A 12,658-nucleotide genomic window follows, 5' to 3' on the forward strand; every position below is an offset into this window, starting at 1 on the left:
GGCGCGGGGCAGCTTCCGCAGGTACAGTGCGGGAAATCAAGAACCCCACCGTGAGGCCCCACCCCGTGCTGACCCACACCACCTCCCGGGTCCTCGAACCGAGCGACCTGAACGCGGCCCTCGCCATCCTCGGCAAGGAGCCGGTCGCGAACGCGTTCGTGACGTCGAGGGTGCAGGTCGCCGGGCTCGACCCCTGGCGGCTGGGCGGCGAGATGTGGGGCTGGTACGAGGCGGGCATGCTGACGTCCCTGTGCTACGCGGGCGCGAACCTCGTACCGATCTGCGCCACCCCAAGGGCCGTACGGGCCTTCGCGGACCGGGCGAGAAGAGGGGGCCGGCGCTGCTCGTCGATCGTCGGACCGGCGGAGCCCACCGCGGCCCTGTGGCGACTGCTGGAACCTCACTGGGGCCCGGCGAGGGACGTCAGACCCCAGCAGCCCCTGATGGTCACGGACCGCATGCCGACGGACATCACCCCCGACCCGTACGTCCGCCGCATCCGCAAGGACGAGATGGAAACGATCCTGCCGGCCTGCGTGGCGATGTTCACGGAGGAGGTCGGCGTCTCCCCGCTGGCGGGCGACGGCGGCCTCCTCTACCAGGCGAGGGTGGCCGAACTCGTCGGCGCGGGCCGCTCCTTCGCGAGGCTCGACGACAGGGGCCGGGTCATGTTCAAGGCGGAGATCGGCGCCGCGACGAGGGAGGCGTGCCAGATCCAGGGCGTCTGGGTGGCCCCCGAGTACCGGGGCCTCGGCATCGCCGCCCCCGGCATGGCCGCGGTCCTGCGCTACGCCCTCGCGGACGTGGCCCCGGTGGTGAGCCTGTACGTGAACGACTTCAACACGCCCGCGAGAAGGACGTACCGAAGGGTCGGCTTCCAGGAGGTCGGCGCGTTCATGAGCGTGCTGTTCTGAAACCCCGCGAGACAACCCCGTACGAAGAGATCCCGTACGGAGAACCCGCACCCCACCCCCACCAGGAACCCCCCTGTAGGCTCCCCGCATGGACCTGGTGATCGGCCCCCTGGACCTCTCCGCCCGCGTGGACGAGGCACTGTCGGTCCAGGCGATCGCATTCGGCCTGGCCCCCGACGAAGTGGCGGTCAGACGGCAGATCGTCCTGCGCCACATGACGAACCCCGGCGCCCGCGCCCTCGGCGTCACCACGTCCGAAGGCCGCCTCGCGGGATTCGTGTACGGCATGCCGAACGACCGCGCGCACTGGTGGTCCACCATCGTCGAGCCGTACCTGAGGGCGCTCGGCAACACGCACTGGCTGGACGACTCGTTCGTCATCACGGAACTGCACGTGCACCCGGCGTACCAGAACCGGGGCGCGGGCCGGGCCCTGATCACGGCGATCACCGACGACGTGCCGCACCCCCGCTCGATCCTCTCGGCGATCGACACGGACAGCCCCGCGAGGGCCCTGTACCGCTCGCTCGGCTACCAGGACCTGGCCCGCAGGGTCCTCTTCCCGAGCGCCCCGCGCCCGTACGCGGTGATGGGCGCCCCCCTGCCCCTTCTGCGGCGGACGGATTTCCGGCAGGCCAGGGCCGACGGCTAATCTCCTAGCCATCACCTTTATCCGGCAGGAGTACGAGACACCATGGCGAACGCACCGGTCCAGCGCATGTCCCAGCTGATGGCGAAAACACTGCGCGACGACCCGGCCGACGCCGAGGTCCTCAGCCACAAGCTCCTGGTCCGCGCGGGCTACGTACGGCGTACGGCCGCCGGCATCTGGTCCTGGCTGCCGCTCGGCAAGAAGGTCCTGTCGAACGTCGAGCGCATCGTCCGCGAGGAGATGGACGCGATCGGCGCGCAGGAAGTCCTGCTGCCGGCGCTGCTGCCCCGGGAACCCTACGAGGCGACGGGCCGTTGGAACGAGTACGGGGCGGAGCTGTTCCGCCTCCAGGACCGCAAGGGCGGCGACTACCTCCTCGGCCCGACCCACGAGGAGATCTTCACCCTGCTGGTGAAGGACCAGGCGTCGTCGTACAAGGACCTGCCCGTCATCCTCTACCAGATCCAGCACAAGTACCGTGACGAGGCCCGCCCCCGGGCCGGCATCCTGCGCGGGCGCGAGTTCCTGATGAAGGACTCGTACTCGTTCGATACGGAGGACGAGGGCCTGGCGCACTCGTACGCCCTGCACCGCGCCGCCTACCAGAAGGTGTTCGCGCGGCTCGGCCTCGACTACCGCATCTGCGCGGCCACCGCCGGCGCGATGGGCGGCTCGAAGTCGGAGGAGTTCCTCGCCCCCGCCGAGGCCGGCGAGGACACCTTCGCCGACTGCCCGAACTGCGACTTCGCGGCGAACACGGAGGCGGTGAACTTCGCCCTCGTCCCGCAGGAGGCCACCGCCCCCGCGCTGGAGGAGATCCCCACCCCCGACACCCCGACGATCGAGACCCTGGCCGCCGCCCTCGGCGTCCCCGCCTCCGCGACCCTGAAGAACCTGCTGGTCAAGGTGGACGGCGAGATCGTCGCCGTCGGCGTCCCCGGTGACCGCGAGGTCGACCTCGGCAAGGTCGAGGCCCACTTCGCGCCCGCCACCGTCGAGTTGGTCACCGCCGAGGACTTCACCGGCCGCCCCGACCTCGTGCGCGGGTACGTCGGTCCGCAGGGCCGCCAGGAGAAGCTCACGTACATCGCCGACCCGCGCGTCGCCCCCGGCACCGCCTGGATCACCGGCGCCAACAAGGACCAGACGCACGCGAAGAACGTCGTCGCGGGCCGTGACTTCGAGGTCGACGCGTACGTCGACGTCGTGGTCGTCCAGGAGGGCGACCCCTGCCCCGCCTGCGGCACCGGCCTCAAGCTGGACCGCGCCATCGAGATCGGCCACATCTTCCAGCTCGGCCGCAAGTACGCCGACGCCCTCAAGCTCGACGTCCTCGGCCAGCAGGGCAAGCCGGTCCGCGTCACCATGGGCTCGTACGGCATCGGCGTCTCCCGCGCCGTCGCCGCGCTCGCGGAGCAGACCGCCGACGACAAGGGCCTGTGCTGGCCCGCCGAGGTCGCCCCGGCCGACGTCCACGTGGTCGCCGCCGGCAAGGCCCTCCAGACCGAACTGGCCCTGGAAGTCTCCGAGAAGCTCCGCGACGCCGGTCTCCGCGTCCTCGTCGACGACCGCCCGGGCGTCTCGCCGGGCGTCAAGTTCACCGACTCGGAGCTGATGGGTGTCCCGAAGATCCTGGTCGCGGGCCGCCGCGCCGCCGAGGGCGTCCTGGAGCTGAAGGACCGCAGGACGGGTGAGCGCGAGGAGCTGACGGTGGACGAGGCGATCGCCCGCCTGGCCGGCTGAAGGAAGCTCAGGAAGTTCTCTTGGACCGCTCGCCTCCGTGGTGCGTGACAACACCACGGAGGCGGACGGTCAGAGCCACCCGGCGAATTCCAGCAGCAGCTCCGCATCTGCCGTCCGCCCCACCCGCATCGCCCGAACCCCCGACTCCACCGCCCGGAACAACACCCACCCCCGCAGCCTCTCCTGATCCACCTCCAGCGCCTCCGCCAGCTTCTTCACCCGCCGCCGGGCAACCGCGGCTCCCGAAGGCGACCCCACCAGATCCTCCACCCGGTCCCGCACCAACCGCGCCAGATCGAACGCGCACTCACCCACCACCGGATCGGGCCCCACCGCCAGCCAGGGCGACCGCTCACCCGCGAGGACCTTGCTCTGCCGGAACGTCCCGTGCAGCAACCGCACCTCGGACTCCGACCCCACCAGCTCCTCCCGCACGCCGAGCGCCGCATCCACCAGGGACCCCACGACCGCGTCCCCCCGCCCGGCGAACCGCATCGCCTCGGCCTGCCGCCCCGTCCGCTCGGCGACCGTCTCGAAGGCGAACCCCTCCGGCGGCTCGACCCACAACCGCCGAAGAGCCCCCGCCGCTTCGAGCGTCGCCTTCGCCTCCGGCAGGGTCCGCACGGAGACGTCGGTCCGCAGCCGCTCCAGCAGCAGCACCCCGTCCCCACCGCCCAGCACCTGTACGGCCCCGAGCCCACCCCAATGCTCCAGCGCCGCCAACTCCGCAGCGGGCCGGAACCGTTCGGGAGCGACCTTCAGCACAGCGGGACCGCCATCGGCGAGCCGCACGAGGACGACGATGCTGCTCCGCCCCCCGGGCACCTGCACCCGCTCGACACTCACCCCGCACGCGGAAACGGCCCGCTCGACGAGGGAGGGCAACCCCTCCAGCCAAGCGGCAGCGCCCGGCACGCTCTCGGAGAGCGCCCGGACCAACCGCTGAGGCGGCTCGATGTGCGGCATGCGTGAGGTGTTCCCTTCTGACTGCTGACATTCCCGACGGACCGAGACCCGGACTCACCCCGAGGGCGTCACCCCCGCAGAAGCACCGGAATCCGCCGAAGCACCAGGTTCCGCAGAAGCCCCCGCCCCCGCCCCACCCCGCTCCGCGAGCCCAGGGAAGGCTACGCTCCCACCGCCCCACCGCACCGCCCGCACCGACGCCTCCCGCAACGCCCCCGCCGCATCCCCCCGCCGCGCACCGGACGTGGCCCGCACGAGGTCGGAGTACACCCCGGCGATCCGCTCCTCCAACTGCGCGGCGAGCCGCACGGCGCTGGAGGTCCCGTCGACGGGGAACGGCAACGCGTACCCGGCGTTCGCGGCGACCGGCTCGGCGCCGAGGTCCCGTACGGCCCGCGCGAGCGCGTCACGCCGGGCCCGGTGCGCGTCCCACGCGACGCGAGCCTCACCCCGCCGAGCCTCTCCGATCTGGCCCCCGACCACCCCGTACCCGTACACAGCCGCGTGCTCGGCGGCCAACGCGGCCTGGAAGGCGTCCAGTTCGGCGCTCATCGGGCCCCCTCCGCCAGTACGTACGCGTGCACGGCCCCGGCGGCGGCCACGGACGCGAGCAGCCGCGCCAGCTCCCCGGGCACGGTCAGCAGCTCACCCGCCCGCCGATCGGCCAACGTTCGCTCGGCGGAGGCGAGTTGAGTGAGGGCGGACTTGTCGTCCAGGGGAGCGGCAGCAGAAGGAACAGGGGCGGGGGACACCGTCCCCCCGAACGCCCCCACATGCCGCACGACCTCCCCCCGCAACGGCGCAAGCAACCCCGTGAGCGCGGGCCGCGCCGCGAGCACCGCGTCGTACTGCTTCACGAGCCCCTGACTGTCCTGCACGGCCCGAGCCCGGACCCGCTGGGACACGGAGGGCGCCCCGGAGGCGGTCTCCTCGGCGGAGGGCCCGGAGGAGGAGCAGCCGGCGGCGCTGAACACGGCCGCGGTGGCAAGTAGGGTTCTTCGGCGCGACGGGGAGTACGACACGTCAGACGTCCTCGGCAGACTCGTACGGCAGGGAAAGGGAGAGAAGACAGCAGGTGATCACGGTACCCGCGCAGGCACGCGTGGACGGCAACACCCTCCGCGACCGGATACCCTTTGACCAGACACGCGACCATCCCACAACAGCACACGCGGCCGAGGAGTCACCCGGATGAGCACCACCCAGAGCGAGGGGCTGCGAGAGCTCCTGGAGCCGCTCGTCGCCGCGCAGGGGCTCGACCTCGAAGAGATCGCGGTGGAGACCGTGGGCCGCAAGAGAGTGCTGAGGGTGGTCGTGGACTCGGACTCCGGCGCCGATCTGGACGCCGTCGCCGACATCAGCCGCGCGATCTCGGCGAAGCTCGACGAGACGAACGCGATGGGCGACGCGGCGTACGACCTGGAGGTCGGCACCCCCGGCGCGGAGCGCCTGCTGAAGGAGCACCGGCACTACGTGCGCGCGCTGGAGCGCCTGGTCCGCTTCCAGCTCACCGAGGGCGGCGAGGTCACCGCCCGCATCCTCACCGTGGACGAGGAGGGCCTCGATCTGGAGGTGCCCGGCGTGAAGGGCCGCAAGGCCACCGCCCGCAGGCTCGCCTTCACCGAGATCGACAAGGCCCGCGTCCAGGTCGAGTTCAACCGTAAAGACAAAGCCGTAGACGACGTAGAAGACGACGTAGAGGAAGAGGAGGCGTAGCCGTGGACATCGACATGAGTGCCCTGCGGGGTCTGGTACGGGAGAAGGAGATCTCCTTCGACCTGCTGGTCGAGGCGATCGAGTCGGCCCTCCTCATCGCCTACCACCGCACCGAGGGAAGCCGCCGCCGCGCGCGCGTGAAGCTCGACCGGGAGACCGGGCATGTGACCGTGTGGGCGAAGGAGGACCCGGACGACCTGGAGGAGGGTCAGGAGCCGCGCGAGTTCGACGACACCCCGTCGGACTTCGGCCGGATCGCCGCCTCCACCGCGAAGCAGGTGATCCTCCAGCGCCTGCGGGACGCGGAGGACGACGCGACGCTCGGGGAGTACGCCGGCCGCGAGGGCGACATCGTCACCGGTGTCGTCCAGCAGGGCCGCGACCCGAAGAACGTGCTGGTGGACATCGGCAAGATGGAGGCCATGCTCCCGGTGCAGGAGCAGGTCCCCGGCGAGGTGTACTCGCACGGTCTGCGCCTGCGCTCGTACGTGGTCCGGGTCGCCAAGGGCGTACGCGGCCCCTCGGTCACCCTCTCCCGTACGCACCCCAACCTGGTGAAGAAGCTGTTCGCCCTGGAGGTCCCGGAGATCGCCGACGGCTCCGTCGAGATCGCCGCGATCGCCCGCGAGGCCGGCCACCGCACCAAGATCGCCGTACGCTCCACCCGCAGCGGCCTGAACGCCAAGGGCGCCTGCATCGGCCCGATGGGCGGCCGGGTGCGCAACGTCATGGGTGAGCTGAACGGCGAGAAGATCGACATCGTCGACTGGTCGGACGACCCGGCCGAGATGGTCGCCAACGCCCTGTCACCCGCACGGGTGTCCAAGGTGGAGGTCGTCGACCTCGGCGCCCGCTCCGCGCGGGTGACCGTGCCGGACTACCAGCTGTCGCTCGCGATCGGCAAGGAGGGCCAGAACGCCCGCCTCGCCGCCCGGCTGACCGGCTGGCGCATCGACATCCGGCCGGACACCGAGCAGCAGGAGCCCGAGGCCGGGGAATAGATCACGCCGGTCAACGGCTGGATCACGTCAGTTATATCGCGGCACGTGTTCGACCCCTGACCCAAAAGGGTGAGACCGCCGCGGGGAGGTAGACTTAACGGTGTCTGGCCGGACGCACGCCCGATCATGCCCTGAACGCACCTGTGTGGGGTGCCGGGAGCGATCGGCCAAGACACACCTGCTGCGCATCGTGGCGGACGGGGGCGAATGCGTCCCCGACCCTCGCGGTACGCTGCCCGGCCGGGGTGCGTATCTGCACCCCGTCCCCGTCTGTCTCGACCAGGCGGTACGCCGACGGGCGTTCACACGGGCCTTGCGAGCCCCGGGAGCGCTCGACACAAAGGCGTTGCGCCAGTACGTCGAGCAGGCGATCGTCGTCGATGAGGCGACACCGTAAGGAAGTGGCGCGCGGACCATCCGCGTGGCCAGGTACACCGCGAGTTGGAAGTAGGTCGAGATTGCGATGAGCACTCGATGAGCACGCGATGAGTACGCCCATGAAGTAGCGACGGTCCGGACTGAACCCGGACCTCAAAGGAGCGAAGTGGCTAAGGTCCGGGTATACGAACTCGCCAAGGAGTTCGGGGTGGAGAGCAAGGTCGTCATGGCCAAGCTCCAGGAACTCGGTGAATTCGTCCGTTCGGCGTCTTCGACCATCGAAGCGCCCGTTGTCCGCAAGCTGACGGACGCCCTGCAGGGTGGCGGCAAGCCCGCCCCGCGCAAGGCGGCCCCCAAGCCCGGCGCGCCCTCTCCGGCGGCGTCGGCACGCCCGGGTCCGCCGAAGCCGGCGGCCCCCAAGCCCGTCGTGGCGCAGGCACCCGAGGCACCGGCCGCGCCGGTGACCCCCGCGCCCGCCGCGCAGGCACCCGCCGCACAGGCACCCTCGGCGCCGGCCCCCGCGGCCCAGGCGCCCTCCGCCGGTCCGCGTCCGGGTCCCAAGCCCGCGCCGCGTCCGGCTCCCTCCGTACCGGAGTTCACGGCCCCGCCGTCGGCTCCGGCTCCCGCCGCGCAGCCGCCTGCCGCGCAGGCTCCCCGTTCCGCCGGCCCGCGTCCGGGTCCGGCTCCCAAGCCCGCTTCCCGTCCGACCCCGCAGGGTCAGGGCGAGCGTGGCGGCGACCGTGGTGACCGTGGCGAGCGCGGTCAGCGTCCCGCCGGTGACCGCGGTCCGCGCCCCGGTGGCGCTCCCGGTCAGCGTCCCGGTGGCCGTCCGGCCGGTCCCCGTCCGGGCAACAACCCGTTCACGTCCGGTGGCAACGCCGGTATGGGCGCCCCGCGTCCGCAGGGCCAGCGTCCGCAGGGCGCCGGTCCGCGTCCCGGTCCCGGTGGAGCTCCCGGCGCCGGTCCCCGTCCGCAGGGCCCCGGCGGCCAGCAGGGAGGCCCCCGTCCGCAGGGCGCCGGTCCCGGCGGTCCCCGTCCGTCGCCCGGCGGTATGCCGCGTCCGCAGGGTCCCGGTGCCGGTGGCCCGCGTCCCGGTGGTCCGCGTCCCAACCCCGGCATGATGCCGCAGCGTCCGGCTGCGGGCCCGCGTCCCGGCGGCGGCCCCGGTGGCCGTGGTCCCGGTGGCGGTCCCGGCCGTCCCGGCGGCGCCGGTGGTGCCGGTCGTCCCGGCGGCGGTGGCGGCTTCGCCCGTCCCGGCGGTGGCGGCGGCGGTGCCGGTCGTCCCGGTGGTGGCGGCGGCTTCGGCGCGCGTCCCGGTGGCGGCGGCTTCGGCGGTGGCCCCGGTGGTCCCGGTGGCGGCGGTGGCCGTCCCGGCTTCGGTGGCCGTCCCGGCGGTCCCGGTGGCCGTGGTGGCACGCAGGGCGCCTTCGGCCGTCCCGGCGGTCCCGCGCGTCGTGGCCGTAAGTCGAAGCGGCAGCGGCGCCAGGAGTACGAGGCCATGCAGGCCCCGAGCGTCGGCGGCGTGATGCTGCCGCGCGGCAACGGCGAGACGATCCGTCTCTCCCGCGGCGCGTCGCTCACCGACTTCGCGGAGAAGATCAACGCCAACCCGGCGTCCCTCGTCGCGGTCATGATGAACCTCGGCGAGATGGTCACCGCCACCCAGTCCGTCTCCGACGAGACGCTGGAGCTGCTGGCCGGCGAGATGAACTACCGCGTCCAGGTCGTCAGCCCGGAGGAGGAGGACCGCGAGCTTCTCGGTTCCTTCGACATCGAGTTCGGCGAGGACGAGGGCGACGAGGACGACCTGGTCGTCCGCCCGCCGGTCGTCACCGTCATGGGTCACGTCGACCACGGCAAGACGCGTCTTCTCGACGCGATCCGCAAGACGAACGTCATCGCGGGCGAGGCCGGCGGCATCACCCAGCACATCGGTGCCTACCAGGTCGCGACCGAGGTCAACGGCGAGGACCGCGCGATCACCTTCATCGACACCCCGGGTCACGAGGCGTTCACCGCCATGCGTGCCCGTGGTGCCCGGTCGACGGACATCGCGATCCTGGTCGTCGCGGCCAACGACGGCGTCATGCCGCAGACGGTCGAGGCGCTCAACCACGCCAAGGCGGCCGACGTCCCGATCGTCGTCGCGGTCAACAAGATCGACGTCGAGGGCGCCGACCCGACCAAGGTGCGCGGTCAGCTCACCGAATACGGTCTGGTGGCCGAGGAGTACGGCGGCGACACCATGTTCGTCGACATCTCCGCCAAGCAGGGTCTGCACATCGACTCCCTGCTGGAGGCCGTCGTCCTCACCGCCGACGCCTCGCTCGACCTGCGGGCCAACCCGAACCAGGACGCGCAGGGTATTTCCATCGAGTCCCGCCTCGACCGCGGTCGCGGTGCCGTCTCCACGGTCCTCGTCCAGCGAGGCACGCTGCGGGTCGGCGACACGATGGTCGTCGGCGACGCGTACGGCCGGGTCCGGGCGATGCTCGACGACAACGGCAACAACGTCACCGAAGCGGGTCCGTCGACGCCGGTCCAGGTCCTCGGCCTGACCAACGTCCCGGGCGCGGGCGACAACTTCCTCGTCGTCGACGAGGACCGCACCGCCCGTCAGATCGCCGAGAAGCGCGCGGCTCGTGAGCGCAACGCGGCGTTCGCCAAGCGTGTCCGCCGGGTCTCCCTCGAAGACCTGGACAAGGTGCTCAAGGCCGGCGAGATCCAGCAGCTCAACCTCATCATCAAGGGTGACGCTTCTGGTTCCGTCGAGGCCCTGGAGTCCTCCCTGCTCCAGCTCGACGTCGGCGAAGAGGTCGACATCCGGGTCCTGCACCGCGGCGTCGGTGCGGTCACGGAGTCCGACATCGACCTGGCCATGGGCTCGGACGCCATCGTCATCGGCTTCAACGTCCGTGCGGCAGGCCGCGCGGCGCAGATGGCCGAGCGCGAGGGTGTCGACGTCCGGTACTACTCGGTCATCTACCAGGCGATCGAGGAGATCGAGGCGGCCCTGAAGGGCATGCTGAAGCCGGAGTACGAAGAGGTCGAGCTCGGTACGGCGGAGATCCGCGAGGTCTTCCGCTCGTCCAAGCTGGGCAACCTCGCCGGTGTCCTCGTCCGCTCGGGCGAGGTCAAGCGCAACACGAAGGCCCGCCTTCTGCGCGACGGCAAGGTCATCGCGGAGAACCTCAACATCGAGGGTCTGCGGCGCTTCAAGGACGACGTCACCGAGATTCGCGAAGGGTTCGAGGGCGGTATCAACCTCGGCAACTTCAACGACATCAAGATCGACGACGTCATCGCGACGTACGAGATGCGCGAGAAGCCTCGCGCCTGATCTGCGAGCGATCGGGGCCGATCGACGGAAGAATTTCCGTCGATCGGCCCCGGCCGTTGCGTGTACGGTTCCCGTATCGGTGCCCGAGCGTGGCGCCCGTACCCCGTGCCGGCGGGACATCCGGAACACACATGTACGTGGGGACCCTGTCCTTCGACCTCCTCCTCGGCGATGTCCACTCGCTGAAGGAGAAGCGTTCCGTCGTTCGTCCGATCGTGGCCGAGCTCCAGCGCAAGTACGCGGTGAGCGTGGCCGAGACGGGCAATCAAGATCTTCACCGCAGGGCCGAGATCGGGCTCGCGGTGGTCTCGGGTGACACGGAACACCTGAGCGATGTACTCGACCGCTGCGAGCGCCTCGTCGCCGCGCGGCCGGAGGTGGAGCTGCTCTCGGTTCGACGCAGGCTCCACGGCGACGAAGACTGAAAAAGCAGCACAAGCAGCAAGCGGCAAGTGAGCAGGACGAAGGAGACGGACCAGTGGCCGACAACGCGCGCGCCAAGAGGCTGGCGGACCTCATCCGAGAAGTGGTGGCCAAGAAGCTCCAGCGGGGGGTCAAGGACCCCAGGCTCGGTACGCACGTCACCATCACGGACGCCCGGGTCACCGGCGACCTGCGGGAGGCGACCGTCTTCTACACGGTGTACGGCGGTGACGAGGAGCGGGCCGAGGCCGCGGCCGGCCTGGAGAGCGCCAAGGGCATCCTGCGCTCCGAGGTGGGCCGCGCGGCCGGCGTGAAGTTCACGCCGACCCTGACCTTCGTCGCGGACGCCCTCCCCGACAACGCCCGCACCATCGAGGACCTCCTCGACAAGGCGCGCCAGTCCGACGAGAAGGTCCGCGAGGCCTCGGCCGGCGCGGACTACGCGGGCGGCGCCGACCCGTACAAGAAGCCCGGCGACGAGACGGACGACAGCGCCGAATGACCAGCAAGCCCACCCCGCCCGACGGCCTCGTCATCGTCGACAAGCCGTCGGGCTTCACGTCCCACGACGTGGTCGCCAAGATGCGCGGCATCGCCCGCACCCGCCGCGTCGGCCACGCCGGCACGCTCGATCCGATGGCCACGGGTGTCCTCGTCCTCGGCGTCGAGCGCGCCACGAAGCTCCTCGGACACCTCGCGCTGACCGAGAAGGAGTACCTCGGCACGGTCCGGCTCGGCCAGACCACGGTCACGGACGACGCGGAGGGCGAGATCACCGCGTCCGCCGACGCGTCCGCGGTGACGCGCGAACAGGTCGACGCGGGTGTCGCCAAGCTCACCGGCGACATCATGCAGGTGCCCTCCAAGGTCAGCGCCATCAAGATCGACGGCGTCCGCTCGTACAAGCGGGCCCGCGACGGGGAGGACTTCGAGATCCCCGCGCGGCCGGTGAAGATCTCCTCCTTCCAGGTGTACGACGTCCGCGCGGCCGTCGCCGAGGACGGCACGCCCGTCCTCGACCTCGTCGTCTCCGTCGTCTGCTCCTCCGGTACGTACATCCGCGCCCTCGCCCGTGACCTCGGCACCGACCTCGGTGTCGGCGGCCACCTCACGGCGCTGCGCCGGACCCGGGTCGGCCCGTACAAGCTGGACTCCGCCCGCACCCTGGACCAGCTCCAGGAGGAGCTGACGGTCATGCCGGTCGCGGACGCGGCCGTCGCCGCGTTCCGCCGCTGGGACGTCGACGCGAAGCGTGCGCGGCTCCTGCTGAACGGGGTTCGGCTGGACATGCCCGACGAGTACGCGGGCGCCGGGGCGGTGGCGGTGTTCGACCCTGAGGGGCAGTTCCTCGCGCTGGTGGAGTCGGAGAAGGGGAAGGCGAAGAGCCTGGCGGTCTTCGGCTGACGGGGCTTCCTCGCTGTTTCCCGTGTTTCCCGTGGAGCGGCGCGCACGGGGTGTGCCTTCGCCGCTCCACGAGCCCCCTCGGTTCCCCCGTCTCCTAGGGTTGTCCATCCGGGCGTGTCCG

At 71.4% G+C, this 12,658-nt stretch carries 13 protein-coding genes; 10 read left to right on the forward strand and 3 right to left on the reverse strand.

Translation table 11 applies throughout. From position 1 onward, the window contains the following. The first annotated feature begins 65 nt into the window (after window positions 1-65). The 3 genes from J8M50_RS35060 (at window position 66) to J8M50_RS35070 (ending at window position 3,309) form a co-directional block, all read left to right on the forward strand. The gene (locus tag J8M50_RS35060) at window positions 66-914 is read left to right on the forward strand and encodes a GNAT family N-acetyltransferase (RefSeq protein WP_010358675.1); all 849 of its coding nucleotides are present in this window, start codon (window positions 66-68) and stop codon (window positions 912-914) included. Window positions 915-1,002: 88 nt separating this feature from the next. Further along, window positions 1,003-1,566: a GNAT family N-acetyltransferase gene (locus J8M50_RS35065; RefSeq protein ID WP_010358676.1), complete on the forward strand. Its 564-nt coding sequence runs from the start codon at window positions 1,003-1,005 to the stop codon at window positions 1,564-1,566. Between the two features lie 42 nt (window positions 1,567-1,608). After that, on the forward strand, window positions 1,609-3,309 hold the full coding sequence (locus tag J8M50_RS35070; RefSeq protein WP_010358677.1) for a proline--tRNA ligase: 1,701 nt from the start codon (window positions 1,609-1,611) through the stop codon (window positions 3,307-3,309). Window positions 3,310-3,378: 69 nt separating this feature from the next. Here J8M50_RS35070 and J8M50_RS35075 read toward each other — a convergent pair whose 3' ends face one another. From J8M50_RS35075 to J8M50_RS35085, 3 genes are read right to left on the reverse strand one after another with little or no spacing between them, the layout of a single operon-like run. Continuing rightward, window positions 3,379-4,275, reverse strand: a complete 897-nt coding sequence (locus tag J8M50_RS35075) for an aminoglycoside phosphotransferase family protein (protein ID WP_010358678.1) — start codon at window positions 4,273-4,275, stop codon at window positions 3,379-3,381. A 54-nt stretch (window positions 4,276-4,329) separates the two neighbouring features. Next, window positions 4,330-4,827 (reverse strand): ferritin-like domain-containing protein, encoded by a 498-nt coding sequence (locus tag J8M50_RS35080; protein ID WP_010358679.1) that lies wholly within the window; start codon window positions 4,825-4,827, stop codon window positions 4,330-4,332. Then, window positions 4,824-5,249: a hypothetical protein gene (locus J8M50_RS35085; RefSeq protein ID WP_010358680.1), complete on the reverse strand. Its 426-nt coding sequence runs from the start codon at window positions 5,247-5,249 to the stop codon at window positions 4,824-4,826. The genes J8M50_RS35080 and J8M50_RS35085 overlap by 4 nt, the downstream gene beginning before the upstream one ends. A gap of 217 nt (window positions 5,250-5,466) precedes the next feature. Here J8M50_RS35085 and rimP point away from each other — a divergent pair, with 217 nt between their 5' ends. The 7 genes from rimP to truB all read left to right on the forward strand — a co-directional run bounded on the left by rimP (window position 5,467) and on the right by truB (window position 12,537). Beyond that, window positions 5,467-5,991 (forward strand): ribosome maturation factor RimP, encoded by a 525-nt coding sequence (gene rimP, locus J8M50_RS35090; RefSeq protein ID WP_010358681.1) that lies wholly within the window; start codon window positions 5,467-5,469, stop codon window positions 5,989-5,991. Between the two features lie 2 nt (window positions 5,992-5,993). After that, a complete protein-coding gene (gene nusA / locus J8M50_RS35095) occupies window positions 5,994-6,992 on the forward strand; it encodes a transcription termination factor NusA (protein WP_010358682.1) in 999 nt (332 codons plus the stop codon). A gap of 100 nt (window positions 6,993-7,092) precedes the next feature. Continuing rightward, the gene (locus J8M50_RS35100; protein ID WP_075661089.1) at window positions 7,093-7,389 is read left to right on the forward strand and encodes a YlxR family protein; all 297 of its coding nucleotides are present in this window, start codon (window positions 7,093-7,095) and stop codon (window positions 7,387-7,389) included. Between the two features lie 147 nt (window positions 7,390-7,536). Beyond that, complete coding sequence (gene infB, locus J8M50_RS49830; protein ID WP_075825513.1) at window positions 7,537-10,710, forward strand: translation initiation factor IF-2; 3,174 nt, start codon at window positions 7,537-7,539, stop codon at window positions 10,708-10,710. 131 nt (window positions 10,711-10,841) lie between these two features. Further along, window positions 10,842-11,135, forward strand: coding sequence for a DUF503 domain-containing protein (locus J8M50_RS35110; RefSeq protein WP_010357496.1), 294 nt, complete (start codon window positions 10,842-10,844; stop codon window positions 11,133-11,135). A gap of 53 nt (window positions 11,136-11,188) precedes the next feature. Then, window positions 11,189-11,635, forward strand: coding sequence for a 30S ribosome-binding factor RbfA (rbfA, locus tag J8M50_RS35115; protein ID WP_010357497.1), 447 nt, complete (start codon window positions 11,189-11,191; stop codon window positions 11,633-11,635). Then, complete coding sequence (gene truB / locus J8M50_RS35120) at window positions 11,632-12,537, forward strand: tRNA pseudouridine(55) synthase TruB (protein ID WP_010357498.1); 906 nt, start codon at window positions 11,632-11,634, stop codon at window positions 12,535-12,537. Before rbfA ends, truB begins: the two co-directional genes overlap by 4 nt. The last annotated feature ends 121 nt before the right edge of the window (window positions 12,538-12,658 follow it).

Source organism: Streptomyces acidiscabies, from assembly GCF_020010905.1.
Classification (GTDB): Bacteria; Actinomycetota; Actinomycetes; order Streptomycetales; family Streptomycetaceae; genus Streptomyces; species Streptomyces acidiscabies.